16 protein-coding genes are annotated in these 17,042 nt (G+C 49.0%); all 16 read left to right on the forward strand.

All coding sequences use genetic code 11. From position 1 onward, the window contains the following. Positions 1 to 6 precede the first annotated feature (6 nt). Positions 7 to 1,377: a tRNA uridine-5-carboxymethylaminomethyl(34) synthesis GTPase MnmE gene (gene mnmE, locus ACXAFR_RS14180; protein WP_475177981.1), complete on the forward strand. Its 1,371-nt coding sequence runs from the start codon at positions 7 to 9 to the stop codon at positions 1,375 to 1,377. Positions 1,378 to 2,019: 642 nt separating this feature from the next. Then, the gene (gene mnmG / locus ACXAFR_RS14185) at positions 2,020 to 3,918 is read left to right on the forward strand and encodes a tRNA uridine-5-carboxymethylaminomethyl(34) synthesis enzyme MnmG (protein WP_475177982.1); all 1,899 of its coding nucleotides are present in this window, start codon (positions 2,020 to 2,022) and stop codon (positions 3,916 to 3,918) included. After that, on the forward strand, positions 3,915 to 4,556 hold the full coding sequence (rsmG, locus tag ACXAFR_RS14190; RefSeq protein ID WP_475177985.1) for a 16S rRNA (guanine(527)-N(7))-methyltransferase RsmG: 642 nt from the start codon (positions 3,915 to 3,917) through the stop codon (positions 4,554 to 4,556). The genes mnmG and rsmG overlap by 4 nt, the downstream gene beginning before the upstream one ends. Before the next feature lie 27 nt (positions 4,557 to 4,583). Beyond that, positions 4,584 to 5,378: a ParA family protein gene (locus tag ACXAFR_RS14195; protein WP_475177987.1), complete on the forward strand. Its 795-nt coding sequence runs from the start codon at positions 4,584 to 4,586 to the stop codon at positions 5,376 to 5,378. A gap of 45 nt (positions 5,379 to 5,423) precedes the next feature. After that, positions 5,424 to 6,365 carry a ParB/RepB/Spo0J family partition protein gene (locus ACXAFR_RS14200; RefSeq protein ID WP_475177989.1) on the forward strand — a complete coding sequence of 314 codons (942 nt, stop codon included), beginning with the start codon at positions 5,424 to 5,426 and terminating at the stop codon, positions 6,363 to 6,365. 187 nt (positions 6,366 to 6,552) lie between these two features. Next, a complete protein-coding gene (locus tag ACXAFR_RS14205) occupies positions 6,553 to 6,921 on the forward strand; it encodes an ATP synthase subunit I (RefSeq protein WP_475177993.1) in 369 nt (122 codons plus the stop codon). Between the two features lie 104 nt (positions 6,922 to 7,025). Continuing rightward, the gene (gene atpB / locus ACXAFR_RS14210; RefSeq protein ID WP_475177995.1) at positions 7,026 to 7,922 is read left to right on the forward strand and encodes a F0F1 ATP synthase subunit A; all 897 of its coding nucleotides are present in this window, start codon (positions 7,026 to 7,028) and stop codon (positions 7,920 to 7,922) included. 46 nt (positions 7,923 to 7,968) lie between these two features. Further along, entirely contained in the window at positions 7,969 to 8,217 is a 249-nt protein-coding gene (gene atpE / locus ACXAFR_RS14215) for a F0F1 ATP synthase subunit C (protein WP_166989094.1), read from the forward strand. A gap of 49 nt (positions 8,218 to 8,266) precedes the next feature. Beyond that, a complete protein-coding gene (locus tag ACXAFR_RS14220) occupies positions 8,267 to 8,737 on the forward strand; it encodes a F0F1 ATP synthase subunit B (protein WP_475177998.1) in 471 nt (156 codons plus the stop codon). Positions 8,738 to 8,749: 12 nt separating this feature from the next. Beyond that, positions 8,750 to 9,286, forward strand: a complete 537-nt coding sequence (locus ACXAFR_RS14225) for a F0F1 ATP synthase subunit delta (protein WP_475177999.1) — start codon at positions 8,750 to 8,752, stop codon at positions 9,284 to 9,286. A 36-nt stretch (positions 9,287 to 9,322) separates the two neighbouring features. Further along, positions 9,323 to 10,867 (forward strand): F0F1 ATP synthase subunit alpha, encoded by a 1,545-nt coding sequence (gene atpA, locus ACXAFR_RS14230; RefSeq protein WP_475178001.1) that lies wholly within the window; start codon positions 9,323 to 9,325, stop codon positions 10,865 to 10,867. A gap of 56 nt (positions 10,868 to 10,923) precedes the next feature. Continuing rightward, complete coding sequence (gene atpG / locus ACXAFR_RS14235; RefSeq protein WP_475178003.1) at positions 10,924 to 11,784, forward strand: F0F1 ATP synthase subunit gamma; 861 nt, start codon at positions 10,924 to 10,926, stop codon at positions 11,782 to 11,784. Between the two features lie 55 nt (positions 11,785 to 11,839). After that, on the forward strand, positions 11,840 to 13,216 hold the full coding sequence (atpD, locus tag ACXAFR_RS14240) for a F0F1 ATP synthase subunit beta (protein WP_475178006.1): 1,377 nt from the start codon (positions 11,840 to 11,842) through the stop codon (positions 13,214 to 13,216). 78 nt (positions 13,217 to 13,294) lie between these two features. Further along, the gene (locus tag ACXAFR_RS14245; protein ID WP_475178008.1) at positions 13,295 to 13,717 is read left to right on the forward strand and encodes a F0F1 ATP synthase subunit epsilon; all 423 of its coding nucleotides are present in this window, start codon (positions 13,295 to 13,297) and stop codon (positions 13,715 to 13,717) included. Between the two features lie 92 nt (positions 13,718 to 13,809). After that, complete coding sequence (gene glmU, locus ACXAFR_RS14250) at positions 13,810 to 15,168, forward strand: bifunctional UDP-N-acetylglucosamine diphosphorylase/glucosamine-1-phosphate N-acetyltransferase GlmU (protein ID WP_475178010.1); 1,359 nt, start codon at positions 13,810 to 13,812, stop codon at positions 15,166 to 15,168. Positions 15,169 to 15,214: 46 nt separating this feature from the next. Further along, positions 15,215 to 17,041 (forward strand): glutamine--fructose-6-phosphate transaminase (isomerizing), encoded by a 1,827-nt coding sequence (gene glmS / locus ACXAFR_RS14255; RefSeq protein WP_475178014.1) that lies wholly within the window; start codon positions 15,215 to 15,217, stop codon positions 17,039 to 17,041. Position 17,042: the final 1 nt, after the last annotated feature.

A 17,042-nucleotide genomic window follows, 5' to 3' on the forward strand; every position in this document is an offset into this window, starting at 1 on the left:
CTAGGCATGAGCTTTCATAGCACTGAGACCATTGCCGCCATTGCAACACCACCCGGTCAGGGTGGTGTTGGCATTGTTCGAATTTCTGGATCGAAGGCAGCGGATATTGCGCGAGCTCTGTTGAAGCGCGAACTCCCACCAAGGGAAGCGTTATACACACCGTTTTTTGACATCGAGGGAGAGACCCTCGATCAGGGCATTGCTCTTTGGTTCCCCGCCCCCAATTCTTTCACTGGCGAAGACGTTTTGGAACTTCAGGGACACGGCGGCCCTGTTATCCTCAACCATCTTCTACAGCAGACATTTCATTCTGGCGCCCGCCACGCCCGGCCCGGTGAGTTCTCGGAACGAGCGTTTTTAAATGGCAAGCTCGACCTCACCCAAGCTGAAGCGATCGCGGATCTTATTGAGGCATCCTCATTACAGGCAGCGAAAAGCGCCCTCCACTCCTTAGAAGGCAAATTCGCCACAGAGATTCGACACCTCTGCGAATCACTTGTAGCACTAAGGGTCTATGTTGAAGCCGCAATCGACTTTCCTGAAGAAGAAATCGATTTTCTGGCGGATGGCCTCGTCGTCGAACGACTGGACAACATAATTGATAAGTTGTCTCACATTCAAAACCAGGCACAGCAGGGCTCTCTGCTGAGAGAAGGCATTCATGTCATTATTATCGGGCGGCCTAACGCGGGTAAATCGAGTCTACTCAACGCGTTAACCGGCCGCGACAGTGCGATCGTAACACCGATCGAGGGTACGACCCGGGATATCCTACGAGAACAAATAGTCATCGACGGTCTACCGATACATATCATTGATACTGCTGGACTCCGACAGTCATCAGATACCGTCGAAATAATTGGCATCGAACGCGCCAGAAAAGAATTTGAACGCGCTGATCACGTTCTGCTTCTCGTTGACAGTGCCACCAATCCCAATCCCGATCCAGAACAGGAATTTGCGGAATTTGGGTTAACGATACCTGATCAGCGCGATTGGACCCTGGTTCTCAATAAAGCGGATCTAAGCCACCTACCAATTGGCCCGCAGCCCCATATTTCAGCCGCAACCACCCTAGCGCTTTCCGTTGCGACCGAAAGCGGTCTCAAAGACCTCAAAGAGCACTTAAAAGACATCGCAGGCTATCAAAATACCGGCGAGGATGGCTTCATTGCCCGCCAACGCCATTTAGATGCCCTCTCTCGGGCCTCCGAGTTATTATTGATTGGTCGTGCTCAACTGCTTGGTAGCGGCGCTGGAGAGCTACTGGCGGAAGATCTACGCCAAGCCCACCAAGTCCTAGGAGAAATCACCGGAGAGTTCTCATCCGATGACCTCCTCGGCGAAATATTTTCGAATTTTTGCATCGGTAAATAAGTTCCGACTGCATAGCTTCTCACTCATTTTTTGTTAAATCATAGAGATTATTCGCCGCCGAACGCCTTGCTATACAGCAAACGACCGTATTTCCACTGTGAATAACCACCGGCAAATCTGGCCAAAATCAACATCCCAAACTGTCTAAAATATAACCAACCCTCCCCTTTTACCCAAGACATCAATGGGTTATCCACATTTATTCACAAGTTTATCCCCGAACTTCTTCATTTTTCGTTGATTTGCCCACTCGAACCGTCTCACATGTGAAGAAACCTGGTAAAAACAGCGAGTTAACTGCTAAAAAAAATGTGGATAACGCGAGTTCCACCTGCGTGAGTGACTTATCCACATTTTCATCTAACGCTTACCCTCAGTTTTTAAGACCACTTATAAGCGAGATTGACACCCACTTATCATCTTAATAACCATTTGAATTGAAAAGGGAAAATAAGGTTATACACAGTTTTTCACTCTCTATTAAACAACAACAAAAATAAAAAACATAAATCTTTCATATATTTATATTTTGTATTTTTATTGAATTAGATTGCTGACATTTTGAACAATTTTTCAGCTTCTATATAATCGGCGACCTAAATTTCCTTACTCCCCCTATTCTTCTTTTAAAGAGTCACAGCTATGAAGTTTCCAGAGAGCTACGATGTCATCGTGGTGGGTGGTGGTCATGCAGGTACTGAAGCCTGCTTGGCCTCTGCTAGAATGGGCGCTCGAACCTTATTGTTGACTCACAATATCGAAACCTTGGGCCAGATGAGCTGTAATCCAGCCATCGGTGGCATTGGTAAAAGTCATTTGGTAAAGGAAATCGATGCCCTAGATGGTGCTATGGCCCGAGCGACAGATAGTGCGGGAATTCAATTTCGGGTCTTAAACGCTCGTAAAGGCCCTGCAGTGAGAGCAACCAGAGCTCAGGCAGATAGAGCCTTATATCGGTCGGCTATCCGCGCGACATTGGAAAACCAGCCTGGTCTCGACATCTTTCAGCAGCCGGTTACGGATGTCATCGTAGAAAACGATGGGGGCAAAGATCGTATTTCCGGTGTTGTCACCCAAATGGGATTAAAATTTTATGCTCCAACCGTCGTTTTAACGGTTGGAACCTTTCTCGGTGGGTTAATACATATAGGCTTAGACAACTACGCAGGAGGCCGTGCCGGTGATCCCCCTGCGAATGCGCTTGCAGAACGACTGAGAGCGCTTCCTCTGTCGGTTTCACGATTGAAAACCGGAACACCTCCGAGAATTGACGCTCGTAGTGTTGATTTTTCTGCCATGCAGGCGCAACCCGGAGATACACCTACTCCGGTGATGTCCTATATGGGATCGCGAGATGAGCATCCCACCCAAATTAATTGCTATATCACACATACCAATGAGCGTACCCACGACATTATCTTCGCCGGATTGGATCGTTCACCCATGTACACTGGGGTTATCGATGGTGTAGGTCCCCGTTACTGCCCCTCAATTGAGGATAAAGTTCATCGTTTTGCCGATAAAAATTCTCATCAGATTTTTATTGAACCTGAGGGGCTTACCACGAACGAACTTTACCCAAATGGTATATCCACCAGTTTGCCTTTCGATGTTCAGCTGGATTTAGTCCGATCTATTCGAGGTCTGGAAAATGCCCACATTACACGCCCAGGGTATGCCATCGAATACGACTTCTTTAACCCACAAGAGCTTTTGTACAGTTTGGAAAACCGACATCTCAAAGGTCTCTATTTCGCGGGTCAAATCAACGGTACAACCGGTTACGAAGAGGCGGGTGCTCAGGGATTGCTGGCGGGCGCCAATGCCGCTCTTGCCGCCCGAGGTGAGGCCGCATGGTGTCCTCGGCGTGATGAGTCCTATCTCGGGGTTCTCGTTGATGATCTGATTACCATGGGCGCTTCAGAGCCTTATCGCATGTTTACCAGCCGTGCAGAATATCGATTGTTGTTACGGGAAGATAACGCGGATCTAAGATTGACTGAGCAGGGCAGGCATCTTGGATTGGTTGGAGAGGAACGTTGGCGTGCGTTTTCCGAAAAGCGTGAAGCGATTGCGAGAGAGCTCGAACGCATGAAGGAAACCTGGGTTCAGCCGAGGACGGAGCGCGCAGCCAAGCTCGAATCAAAGTTACCCGCACCGTTAGCCCGTGAGTATAATTTGTATGAACTCCTTAAGCGGCCCGAACTGACGGTTGAAGATATCGCGTCATTGGAAGAGACTGCGCAGGTTGATGAATCGGTTTCCGAGCAGGTTGCTATAGAAGCCAAATATTCTGGTTATATTCAACGACAACAGGATGAAATTGAGCGCTTGAAACGCTACGAGGATACTAAAATCCCCGAGACACTGAATTTTGCAGACATCGACGGTCTGTCCAACGAAGTTAAGCAGAAGCTCGATGCGCAGCGACCAGACACTTTGGCCCGGGCTTCGAGAATACAGGGGGTTACCCCGGCTGCGGTATCCTTGTTGCTGATCTATCTAAAAAAATCAGGGCTGTTAGGACGCAGTAACGCGTGAATACGGTATCGACTGACAGTAAACTGCTGGAAAAACTGCAGTGGGGTGCCGAGGCTCTGTCTCTTGAGTTAAGCGATACCCAGTTACAATTGCTAATGCAGTATCTGTCGTTAATGATCAAGTGGAATCGAGCGTATAATTTATCCGCGATTCGTGATCCTGCGGATATGGTCGCCTTGCATTTGTTGGATTCGATCAGCGTTTCACCTTATTTGCAGGATCATCGCTTTGTCGACGTGGGCAGCGGCGGGGGGCTACCTGGCATACCCCTGGCGATTTTGAATCCCGATTGCCATTTCACATTGCTCGACAGCAATGGCAAAAAAACGCGTTTTTTACATCAAGTTCGTTCAGAATTGTCCCTGGAAAACGTCGAAGTGGTAAATCTAAGGGCGGAAAATTTTCACCCAGAGCCGCAGTTTGACGCTATCATCTGTAGAGCTTTTGCCAGTTTGCCGGATATACTTGCGTATTCACGCCATCTTGGGCAATCCGGCGCCCGTATCTACGCCATGAAAGGGCTGGTTCCGGAAGAAGAGTTGAATGTCCTGGCGCGGGACTTTACCGTAGTACAGGTTCAACCGATTTCAGTACCTGGTGTCGAAGCACAGCGACACCTCATCGTTTTGAGTATCTGATCACATCATAATTGGCAGGATTTTCTTTTGACCAAAAAATACGCCGTAGCCAACCAGAAAGGTGGCGTTGGTAAAACGACAACCAGCGTCAACCTCGCCGCATCACTGGCGGCCACCAAGCGTCGCGTGCTGCTTGTGGATCTGGATCCTCAGGGCAATGCCACCATGGGCTCCGGGATCGACAAAGCCGCGTTAGAGCGCTCGGTTTTTGATGTCTTAGTTGGGGAGTGTAGCGCAGAGGAGGGGTTATCCTACTCAGAATCTGGCGATTTTCAGGTGCTACCTGCTAACCAGGATTTAACCGCCGCAGAGGTTGAGCTGCTCGAACTTGACGATCGTGATCAACGACTTCGCCAAGCGCTCGACACTCTATCCGATCGCTTTGACTATGTGATCGTAGATTGTCCACCTTCTCTGAATATGCTGACCATCAACGGTCTGGTGGCCTGTGATGGCGTTATTATCCCTATGCAGTGCGAGTACTATGCTCTGGAGGGGTTATCGGCTTTGGTGAATACCGTAGAGCAAATACAATCGGTATCTAATCCGGCACTACAGATCGAGGGCATCTTGCGGACGATGTACGATCCTCGCAACAGCCTCACAAACGATGTTTCCGAGCAGTTATCAAATTTTTTTGGTGATCGACTGTATCGAACCTGTATCCCAAGGAATGTTCGCCTGGCAGAGGCTCCCAGCTTTGGCCAGCCTGCGCTGGTCTATGACCGCCAGTCGAAAGGGGCTGTGGCTTATCTGGCGTTGGCCGGAGAGATACTGCGGCGCAATGAAGCCGCCGAAAAACAGCAAGCGGCGGAAGCGTAACCGCGCCGCCAGATATTCGCCTCTAAATAGATTACTAAAACAGCCATGGCAACAAAGCGCAAAGGTCTTGGTCGTGGGCTAGACGCATTACTGGGCAGTAGTGCATCAGCCACAGCCACAAAATCTCAGCCAGCATCATCTACTACCACGACTGAACCCAAAGGTGGTGTTGATGTCAGTCAGCCGCGTGACGGGGACCGATTGGTCAACTTGCCGGTAGATCTGATTCAGCGCGGTAAGTATCAACCGCGTCGCGATATGAATCAGGAAGCGTTGCAGGAGCTCGCTGATTCGATTCGAGCTCAGGGCGTAATGCAGCCTATCGTTGTGCGTCCGATTTCCGCTGAGAAGTATGAAATCATAGCGGGCGAACGCCGCTGGCGTGCGACCCAGCTTGCCGGTCTGCAAGACATTCCTTGTGTTGTACGAGACGTTACGGACGATGCTGCCATCGCCATGGCGTTGATTGAGAATATCCAAAGGGAGGATCTCAATCCGATGGAGGAGGCGTTTGCGCTGAAACGCCTGCAAGATGAGTTTGAGTTGACCCATCAGGAAGTCGCTGCCGCCGTCGGCAAGTCCCGGACGACAATTACCAATCTACTGCGTCTGATGTCTTTGACCGATGAGGTCAAAACCATGTTGGAACATGGTGATCTAGAGATGGGACACGCCCGTGCCTTACTTGCTCTTGAAGGGCGTGAGCAACGTGAAGCGGCGAGTGTCGTGGTCGGTAAAGGCCTGTCAGTGCGTCAAACGGAGGCTCTGGTTCGAAAGATCCAACAGGCCCAGCCTGAAGCTGAGACCCAGCCTGAAATTGGAGGCGATGTCTTAAAACTACAAGAGCGCCTGTCAGAAAAAATCGGCGTGCCTGTGGCAATCAGTTACAATGCGAAGGGCAAAGGTAAGATGGTCTTAAATTATAACAGCCTTGATGAATTGGACGGGATACTAGCGCATATGGGCTATGATCCTATGCGTGATTAAAACAGCAAAAGTGCGGCAATGATAAATCGCACAACGAAGGAATGCTTTACGACCATCGTTTGAGTTGATCCCCAGATTGCAAGACCCTATAATTCGCGTCGCTTTTGGGGATGAAATTTACTGATATTACGAATTGTGAAAACCATTCGAAGGGGGAACTCTGACGGATACCGCCAGAGCAATATCAGTGGTTAGCATCAAAAGACCACCATACTACAAGATTACTGTCATTCAATTGGTTCTGCTTCTTTGTGCAGTTGCCGTTGTCTGGATCGTCGACATAACGCTGGCGATATCTGTACTCTCGGGTGGGCTTATCGCCGTCGCTACCCATCTCCTTTTTGCTGTATATGCATTTCGCTATCGGGGTGTCAGTTCAAGTCCTCAGATTTTGCAGGGTTTTTATCGGGGGGAGACCGGTAAATTTATCCTGACCATGGTGGGCTTTGGCTGCGTCTTCGCCGGTTCTGAAGAGGTGCGCGCCGGTGGCGTATTTGCCGGTTACATTGGAATGTTGATCCTGCAATTGTTAGTGACGCCACGCGTCATACGCTAAATTGGATAACAATTATTTCCATGCTGATTTTTGAAGAGTCCTGAAAGGCTGCTGTCACGCAGTGGCTTTTCACGACTTTTTAAAACTGAAGGTGCTTGATACTTATGGCAAGCGAGGAACTCACACAAACAGGTTACATTCAACACCACCTGCAAAATATGGCGTATGGTAAATTGCCTGCAGGTTACGTGAGGGAGGACGGAGAAGTCCTGCAGCAGGCGACTTGGACACTGGCTCACAGTTCCGAAGAAGCTGCGGCAATGGGTTTCTGGGCAGTACACCTGGACACAATAGGCTGGTCTTTAATTCTTGGACTGGTGTTTTCTTTTTTCTTTTCTCGAGCGGCAAAAAATGCGACGACCGGTGTTCCATCCGGTTTTCAGAGTTTTGTAGAGCTCGTCGTTGAATTTGTTGACGGTGTTGTCAAAGACACCTTTCATCACACCAACAAGATGATTGCGCCGATGGCGTTAACCATATTTTGTTGGGTGTTCTTGATGAATTTAATGGATTTGGTCCCAATTGACTGGTTACCGCTCGGTGCCCAGGTTGTCACTGGCGATCCGCATCTGTTTTTTAAAGTGGTGCCAACCACAGACCCTAACGCCACATTAGGTATGGCTATCGGCGTCTTTTTGCTGATGATTTTCTTCAGTATCAAGAATAAAGGGTTGAAGGGTTTTGCCAAAGAATTGGCGCTACATCCATTCCACCATCCTGTGATGATTCCGTTTAACCTTTTCCTTGAATTGGTAGGGTTGATCGCAAAGCCAATTTCGTTAGGGCTGCGACTTTTCGGAAATCTCTACGCAGGGGAAATGATCTTTATCTTGATTGCTCTGCTTTATTCGGCCGGTTTAATTGCTGGTGTAGGGGGCGGTATCCTGCAGCTGGGATGGGCGATATTCCACATTCTGGTTATTACACTGCAGGCCTTCGTGTTCATGGTATTGACAACCGTGTACATGGGGATGGCTCACGATGTTGAAGAGCAGCATTAATAAAACGACTTCTTAAACTTTAAAACTTGAAAACTTGGAGAAGAAAATGGAAGCACTTGGTTTAGTTTACGTTGCTAGCGCACTGTTGATCGGTCTGGGAGCTCTGGGTACTGCGATCGGCTTTGGTACTCTGGGCGGCAAGCTGTTGGAAGGATCAGCTCGTCAGCCAGAACAAGGTCCAGCTCTGCAGGGCAAGATGTTCTTAATGGCAGGTCTGCTCGATGCGGTTCCTATGATCGGTGTGGGTATCGGTATGTACCTCATCTTCGTTGTTGCACCCGGGCTGGCAGGCTGATTATTTACACCCTTTGCTAACTTTCCGTTAAACACAAAGAGGTGGCGGTGTGAATATCAATCTCACTTTAATCGGACAGACAATCTCATTTGCATTCTTCGTATGGTTTTGCATGAAGTTTGTCTGGCCCGCGCTAACGTCTGTTATGGCAGAGCGCGAGAAGAAGATTGCAGATGGTCTTGAAGCTGCTGATCGCGCTGACAAAGACCTGGAACTGGCACAGAAAAAAGCAACTCAACAATTGCGTGAAGCCAAAGAAGAGGCTGCCGCAATTATCGAGCAAGCGAACAAGCGTGCCAGCCAGATCGTCGAGGAAGCCAAAGATCAGGCAGTTGTCGAAGGCCAGCGTATGAAAGACGCGGCTGAAGCCCAGATCGAGCAGGAAATCAATCGTGCTAAGGAAGAACTCCGCAGCAAGGTTGCCGTACTCGCTGTCGCTGGTGCAGAGAAAATTCTCGGTTCGACCATCGATGCAAATGCCAGTAATCAGATCGTCGGTCAATTAGCTGCTGAACTATAAGAGAGGTGGCAAATGGCCGAATTAACGACTCTTGCCAGGCCCTATGCGAAAGCTGCTTTTCAGGCGGCTGAAAGTTCTGGGGATCTCGCTGGCTGGTCAGCCATGTTGGTAAACATGGCAACTGTAGCGTCACAGGACAAAGTGGTCGAATTGATTTCGACCCCAGCACTGACTGCGGAGCAGAAAGCTCAACAGTTCACTGCGCTGTTTTCCGGTGAACTCAGCAACCAGGCAGTCAATCTGATTGGCGTTCTGTCTGAGAACCATCGACTTGGTCTACTCCCACAGATTCAGCAAATCTTCGAAGAACTTAAAGCTCAGCGTGAACGCTCAGTGGATGTGGAATTAATTTCCGCATACGAACTACCTCAAGAGACTCAGCAAAGTCTTGTTTCAGCATTGACGGCGAAACTTAATCGCGAAATTGTGCTGACAACGACGACAGATCAGAGTCTTTTGGGTGGAGCGGTAATCCGGGCTGGCGACACAGTAATTGACGGTTCGGTTAGAGGTCGCTTAGCGAAACTCGCCGAAGCCATGAACTCCTAATGCCGGTTCGGCCGGCAGGGAATTGAGGAACAGAGCATGCAGCAACTGAATCCTTCCGAAATCAGTGACATCATCAAGCAGCGCATCGAAGGGTTAGATGTAACCGCGAAAGCGCAAAATGAAGGTACAGTAGTTTCAGTCACCGACGGTATTATCCGCATTCACGGCCTCCAGGACGTAATGTATGGTGAAATGATTGAATTTGAGGGCGGCGTCTACGGCCTCGCGCTCAACCTGGAGAGAGATAGTGTCGGTGCGGTAATCCTGGGTGATTATCAGTCGATCGCTGAAGGCCAAACGTGTAAGTGTACTGGCCGTATCCTTGAAGTTCCTGTCGGTAATGAACTGCTCGGTCGCGTCGTTGATGCACTGGGTAATCCAATCGATGGTAAAGGTCCCATTGGCGCAAGCATGACCGATGCGATCGAAAAGATTGCACCTGGGGTAATCGCCCGTAAATCCGTTGATCAGCCCGTTCAATTTGGTCTGAAATCGGTAGATGCGATGGTTCCAGTTGGTCGTGGTCAGCGTGAGCTGATTATCGGTGACCGTCAGACTGGGAAAACCGCGATTGCCGTTGATGCGATCATCAACCAGAAAGGTACAGGCATTAAGTGTATCTATGTTGCTGTTGGTCAAAAAGCATCTTCTATTGCCGCGGTTGTGCGTAAACTGGAAGAGCACGGTGCGATGGATCACACCATCGTTGTTGCGGCTACCGCATCAGATCCAGCGTCTATGCAATTTTTGGCACCTTTCGCTGGTACCACAATGGGTGAGTACTTCCGTGACCGCGGGCAAGATGCACTCATCGTACACGATGACTTGACCAAGCAGGCTTGGGCGTATCGTCAGATCTCCCTGCTGTTGAAGCGTCCGCCCGGTCGTGAAGCTTATCCTGGTGACGTTTTCTACTTGCACTCTCGCTTGTTGGAACGCGCATCTCGAGTTAATGCAGATTATGTCGAAAAGTTCACCAACGGTGAAGTGACGGGCCAAACGGGTTCTCTGACCGCTCTGCCAATCATTGAAACTCAGGCGGGTGACGTTTCTGCGTTCGTACCGACCAACGTAATTTCCATTACCGATGGCCAGATCTTCCTTGAGTCGGATCTGTTTAACGCTGGTATTCGTCCAGCAATGAACGCCGGTATTTCCGTATCTCGGGTAGGTGGTTCTGCGCAGACTAAAGTCATCAAGAAGCTTTCCGGTGGTATTCGTACTGCTCTGGCTCAGTATCGTGAACTGGCGGCGTTCTCCCAGTTTGCCTCTGATCTTGATGAAGCGACCAAGTCTCAGTTGGATCACGGTGAGCGTGTTACCGAATTGATGAAGCAGAAGCAATACACACCACTCAGCATCGCTGAGATGGGCGTTATTCTTTATGCCGCCAACGAAGGTTTCTTGAAAGATGTAGAAGTGGCCAAGATTGGTGATTTCGAATCTTCACTCCTGTCGTACATGAATTCCGAACATGCTGATCTTATGGGTAAGGTCAACGATACCGGTAATTACAACGACGAAATCGAGTCTGGCTTTAAAGCGGCTCTGGAGAAATTCAAGTCAACTCAAACTTGGTAAGAGCGAGAAACTCTGAAATAACGTTTGTGTTTACTGGATAAATTCGAGAGTTAATTATGGCTAGCGGAAAGGAAATTCGATCACAGATATCGAGCATTAAAAACACGCAGAAAATTACCAGCGCAATGGAAATGGTTGCTGCGAGTAAAATGCGTAAAGCTCAGGATCGTATGGAAGTGGGCAAGCCTTACGCTCAACGTATTCGGGACGTGGTGGGGCATATTGCCAATGCCAACCCCGAATACAAGCACCTGTTTATGGAAGAACGGGAGTTGAAGCGAGCAGGGTTTATTCTCGTCTCAACAGATCGCGGTCTGTGTGGCGGTTTGAATATAAACCTGTTTAAGAAGGCAATTGCCTCCATGCGCGAATTGAGCGCACAAGGTGTGCAGATTGACTTGTGCTTAATCGGTGCGAAAGCTGCTGCATTTTTTAAAAGCTACGGCGGTAATGTTGTCGCGGCAGTACGTGATCTGGGTGAAGCACCGACGGTCGAAAGCTTAATTGGTAGTGTCAAAATCATGTTAGACAGCTACGCAGAGAGCAAGGTAGACCGGCTTTATTTGGTGGGTAATGAGTTCGTTAATACGATGACTCAACAACCCTACGTACAGCAGTTATTACCGCTGCTCCCGGATGAGGATAGCAAACTGAAGCATCAGTGGGATTACCTCTACGAGCCGGAAGCTAAAGAATTGCTGGAAGGTTTACTGACTCGCTACATCGAATCGCAGGTTTATCAGGCCGTTGTTGAGAACGGAGCATGTGAAATGGCAGCGCGGATGATCGCCATGAAAAATGCAACCGACAACGCTGGTGATCTTATCGATGACCTGGAACTGGTTTATAACAAGGCCAGACAGGCTGCGATTACCCAGGAGCTTTCGGAAATTGTCAGTGGCGCGGCCGCAGTCTAATTTCTGCTTCAGTGAGTCAGTCGGAAAAGTTTTTTAAAATATTGAGGAATTGAAAATGAGCAGCGGACGTATCGTGCAAATTATCGGTGCCGTCATCGACGTGGAGTTTCCTCGGGATTCGGTACCTAACATCTATGATGCGCTGAAAGTCAGTCAAAAAGATCTGACTCTTGAAGTTCAGCAGCAGTTGGGTGATGGAGTGGTTCGGGCAATTGCCATGGGCTCCTCTGAAGGTATCAGTCGTGGTCTCGCGGTAGAAAACACCAATGCTCCTATCTCAGTGCCTGTAGGTACAGAGACTTTGGGTCGCATCATGGATGTTTTGGGAAACCCCATTGACGAAGCCGGTCCTATCGGTGAGAAAGATCGAAGTGCCATCCATCGTAAAGCTCCTGCTTACGACGAACTGGCACCGTCAGCGGAACTTCTTGAAACAGGTATTAAAGTAATCGACTTGGTCTGTCCTTTCGCTAAGGGTGGTAAGGTTGGTCTCTTCGGTGGTGCGGGTGTTGGTAAGACCGTAAACATGATGGAGTTGATCAACAACATCGCGAAAGAGCACAGCGGTTTGTCTGTATTTGCCGGTGTGGGTGAGCGGACTCGTGAAGGTAACGACTTCTACTATGAGATGGAAGAGTCCAACGTACTGGACAAGGTTGCCATGGTTTACGGTCAGATGAATGAGCCACCGGGTAACCGTCTGCGTGTCGCATTGACAGGTTTGACCATGGCGGAGAAATTCCGTGATGAAGGTCGTGACGTACTGCTCTTCGTCGATAACATCTATCGTTATACGCTGGCGGGAACTGAAGTATCTGCACTTCTGGGTCGTATGCCATCGGCGGTAGGTTATCAGCCAACTCTGGCGGAAGAGATGGGTGTGCTTCAGGAACGTATTACTTCCACCAAGACGGGTTCTATTACCTCTGTTCAGGCAGTTTATGTACCTGCGGATGACTTGACGGATCCATCTCCGGCAACCACCTTTGCGCACTTGGACTCAACGGTTGTACTGAGTCGTGATATTGCCGCAAAAGGTATTTATCCCGCGATTGATCCTTTGGACTCCACCTCTCGTCAGCTGGATCCATTGATTATTGGTGAAGAGCACTATGGGATTGCCCGTGGCGTTCAAACAGTTCTCCAGCGTTACAAAGAATTGAAGGACATCATCGCGATTCTTGGTATGGATGAACTATCTGAAGAAGACAAGCTCACTGTATCCCGTGCTCGTAAGATTGAGCGTTTCCTGTCCCAGCCTTTCCATGTTGCGGAAGTCTTCACAGGATCACCAGGTAAGTATGTATCTTTGAAAGATACCCTGTCTGGCTTTAGCTCGATTCTTAACGGTGATTATGATGATCTGCCTGAACAGGCGTTCTACATGGTTGGCTCTATTGACGAAGCTGTCGAGAAAGCCAAAAAGCTCTGATTATTCTCTTTGAATCTTCAAGCTTAACCACCTGCCGATGTCTGCGATTTGCCGACATCGGTGAAGAGGAGCACTATTATGGCTATGACAGTTCACTGTGATATTGTCAGTGCCGAGGAAGAGATCTTTTCTGGATTGGTAGAGATGGTTATCGCTGCCGGTACAGAAGGGGACGTTGGTGTGGCTTATGGTCATGCACCTCTGCTGACATCCTTGCAACCTGGGCCAATTCGGTTAATTAAGACCGATGGAACGACAGAGATATACTATGTCTCTGGCGGCTATTTAGAAGTTCAGCCTCATGTCGTTTCCGTGTTGGCAGATACTGCGCTGCGCGCCCATGATATGGACGAAGCTGCTGCCTTGGAAGCTAAGCGCGAAGCTGAACAAGCTCTGGCTAATCAAAACAGCGAAATTGATTATGTAAGAGCGTCGGCTCAATTAGCCGAGGCCGCAGCCAGACTGCGTACGATCCAGGCAATACGTCGGAATAAGAGCTGATTATACTCTCCTCTTGTTCCAACGGTAGAAAGGGTAGCAATATGCTACCCTTTTTTCGTTTTTAAACTCACTCTTTTGTAATGGAAACGACTATGCTTGAGATTGTTATATTGGCGGCGGGAAAAGGGACGCGGATGAAGTCCAAGCTGCCAAAAGTCCTTCATAAGCTGGCGGGTAAGCCATTACTGGAACATGTTCTCTCGACCGCTCGACAGCTAAATCCAGATGTTATTACCCTCGTAATCGGTCCGGAACATCAGCAAATCTCTGAGGATTTCGCTGCGCCGGATGTACGATTTGTTGTGCAGGAAAAGGTGTCAGGCACAGGAGATGCCGTCGCGCAAGCGCTGCCATTAATGCAGTCTGGCAGTCGGGTTCTGGTTCTTTACGGGGACGTTCCTTTACTGAGTCCAAAAACCCTTACAGCGATGCTCGCGCAAAACGCCCGCTTTTGTCTACTGACCGCTGAGTTAGCCGATGCAAAGGGGTACGGTAGAATACTGCGCGATGAAGGAAAAATTATCGGGATTGTTGAAGAAAAAGATGCCAATCCCGAACAGAAACAGATCTGTGAGATCAACACCGGCATTATGTTGATGCGGAGTGATGATCTGCAGCGCTGGTTGCCAGCCCTGTCAGCCGATAATGCTCAGCAGGAATACTATCTCACGGATATTGTTGCAATGGCGCATGAGGAAGATATTGCCATTGTTTCGGAAACTTGTCTTTCAGAATACGAAATTCAAGGTATCAATAGTCGCGCTCAGTTAGCAGATTTGGAGAGACGGTTCCAATTCAAAATGGCGAGATCGTTTCTGGATCAAGGGGTCGTAATCAGTGATCCACAGCGGTTTGACTGTCGAGGTCAATTGCATTGTGGGATAGACGTTTCTATCGACATCAACTGCCTTTTTGAAGGCGAGGTCGTTCTAGCGGACGGAGTAACTATCGAGCCAAATTGCATCATCCGGAATGCATCGATTGGACGGAATAGCCATATTAAAGCCAATTCCATCATCGATGATTCTGTCATCGAAGAAAGCTGTGATGTTGGTCCTTTTGCACGAGTTAGGCCTGGAACCAAACTGGCCGACAACGCAAAGCTCGGCAATTTTGTCGAAACGAAGAAATCTGTTATCGGACCCGGAAGTAAGGTGAATCACCTTACCTATATCGGCGATGCCGAGATTGGTCGGGACGTCAACGTAGGGGCAGGAACAATCACTTGCAACTATGATGGTGTTAACAAGTCTAAAACTCGGATAGGCGATCGGGCGTTTATTGGCTCGAATACCAGTTTGGTAGCGCCGGTGACTGTCGGGTCGGACGCGACGATTGGGGCTGGTTCTACCATTACCAAAGATGTCTCGGATGGCAATCTCGGAGTTGCCAGAGGGCGGCAGGTTGAAATTTCGACCTGGCAACGGCCGACCAAAAAAGAAAAACAGTAGACTGCCAAGTTCAGCGGCAGAGTGCGTCAATGAGAGCGGGTATTTTATGTGCGGAATTGTTGGTGCGGTAGCACAGCGTAATGTCATTCCAATCCTGATAGAAGGGCTCAAGCGTCTGGAGTATCGCGGGTATGATTCTGCGGGCATTGCCACGCTGGTAGGGGCGGAAGTCCAGGTGGCAAAAGCCGTTGGAAAAGTAGCCGCCCTTACCGCCAAGACCGAGGATCTGGATCCCAGCGGTCGTACAGGGATAGCGCATACGCGTTGGGCTACCCACGGTGTACCAACGGAGATCAATGCACACCCGCATACCTCAGATCACATTGCCGTCGTCCACAACGGTATCATCGAAAATCATCAAGAGCTGCGAAGTGAACTGGAATCTGCAGGTTATTCCTTCGTTTCCGAAACCGATACGGAAGTTGTTGCGCATCTTATTCACTTTTACTTCGAAGAAGAGAATGATCTCTTTGCGGCTTTCCTAAAGTCTACAGCACGCTTAACTGGCGCCTACGCACTGGGTGTTGTGAGCAGTCGCGAAAAGGGAAAGGTTGTCTGTGCCAGAAAGGGAAGTCCGCTGGTGTTAGGAGTTGGTATCGAAGAGAACTTCATCGCCTCTGATCCTCTTGCCTTACGCCAGGTAACCGATCGTTTTATTTATCTTGAAGAAGGCGATGCAGCTCAAATTTCAGGCGACAGTTACAAGGTAGTCGATGCGAATGGGACACGGGTCACCCGCAGTGTACAGTTGCTCAGTGATGCTGAAGAATCTTCTGATAAGGGGCACTTTCGACATTTCATGCTCAAAGAAATTTTTGAGCAGGAAAAAGTGATCAGGGCAACTCTGCAAGGTCGTATTTCAAAAACCCATTTGCTGGAAGCCTGTTTTGGCAGTGAAGCGTCTGACGTATTTGATCGAGTCAGCGCTGTTCAAATTGTTGCCTGTGGTACCAGTTATCACGCCGGTTTAATTGCCAAATATTGGTTTGAGGATTGGGCGGGAATACCGTGTTCAGTGGAAATCGCCAGTGAATACCGCTATCGCAAGAGCGTTGTACTGCCGAACACCTTGTTTGTCACAATTTCTCAATCCGGAGAAACAGCCGATACCATGTCGGCTTTGAACTACAGTAAGGATTTGGGTTATCTCGCCAGTTTGGCGATATGTAACGTTGCAAACAGCTCATTGGTTAGGGCGTCCACCTTGAGTCTGTTGACTCAGGCCGGGAGGGAAATTGGTGTTGCCTCCACGAAAGCGTTTACCACTCAGTTAGTTGCACTCCAGCTTTTGGTTATTGCACTTGGGCGCCGAGCGGAAATTGACGAAGCGCGTGAAACGGAAATGGTGTCGGCTCTGTCCCAGTTGCCAGATCTCATTCGTCGCTATTTGGCAATGGATATTGCCATTGAAAAAATGAGTGAAGCCTTTTCAGATAAGCGTCATGCACTCTACCTCGGGCGGGGGGTCGAATTTCCTGTTGCTATGGAAGGGGCGTTAAAGCTTAAAGAAATCTCCTATATCCATGCAGAAGCCTATCCAGCGGGCGAGCTCAAACATGGCCCGTTGGCTTTAGTTGATTCTGAGATGCCCGTTATTGCCGTAGCGCCCAGCAATGAACTGCTGGAAAAATTAAGATCTAACCTGCAGGAAGTAAAAGCTCGGGGTGGGAAGTTATTTGTGTTTGCTGATGAAGAATCAGGCTTTCAAAATGATACCAATACCCAGGTATTGAATTTTCCTCATGCTCCCGAGAGCTTAGTACCCATACTCTTTACCATACCCCTTCAATTATTGGCTTATCATGCAGCAGTATTGAAAGGCACGGATGTGGATCAGCCAAGAAATTTGGCAAAGTCTGTCACGGTCGAATAAT

The sequence above is a fragment of the Pseudomaricurvus sp. ABR4_320 genome, assembly GCF_056159445.1.

Bases quoted from the DNA above. Each gene is read 5' to 3' on its own strand.
- mnmE (WP_475177981.1), top strand. From the start codon at position 7: ATGAGCTTTCATAGCACTGAGACCATTGCCGCCATTGCAACACCACCC.
- mnmG (WP_475177982.1), top strand. From the start codon at position 2,020: ATGAAGTTTCCAGAGAGCTACGATGTCATCGTGGTGGGTGGTGGTCAT.
- ACXAFR_RS14200 (WP_475177989.1), top strand. From the start codon at position 5,424: ATGGCAACAAAGCGCAAAGGTCTTGGTCGTGGGCTAGACGCATTACTG.
- atpB (WP_475177995.1), top strand. From the start codon at position 7,026: ATGGCAAGCGAGGAACTCACACAAACAGGTTACATTCAACACCACCTG.
- atpE (WP_166989094.1), top strand. From the start codon at position 7,969: ATGGAAGCACTTGGTTTAGTTTACGTTGCTAGCGCACTGTTGATCGGT.
- ACXAFR_RS14225 (WP_475177999.1), top strand. From the start codon at position 8,750: ATGGCCGAATTAACGACTCTTGCCAGGCCCTATGCGAAAGCTGCTTTT.
- atpA (WP_475178001.1), top strand. From the start codon at position 9,323: ATGCAGCAACTGAATCCTTCCGAAATCAGTGACATCATCAAGCAGCGC.
- atpG (WP_475178003.1), top strand. From the start codon at position 10,924: ATGGCTAGCGGAAAGGAAATTCGATCACAGATATCGAGCATTAAAAAC.
- atpD (WP_475178006.1), top strand. From the start codon at position 11,840: ATGAGCAGCGGACGTATCGTGCAAATTATCGGTGCCGTCATCGACGTG.
- ACXAFR_RS14245 (WP_475178008.1), top strand. From the start codon at position 13,295: ATGGCTATGACAGTTCACTGTGATATTGTCAGTGCCGAGGAAGAGATC.
- glmU (WP_475178010.1), top strand. From the start codon at position 13,810: ATGCTTGAGATTGTTATATTGGCGGCGGGAAAAGGGACGCGGATGAAG.
- glmS (WP_475178014.1), top strand. From the start codon at position 15,215: ATGTGCGGAATTGTTGGTGCGGTAGCACAGCGTAATGTCATTCCAATC.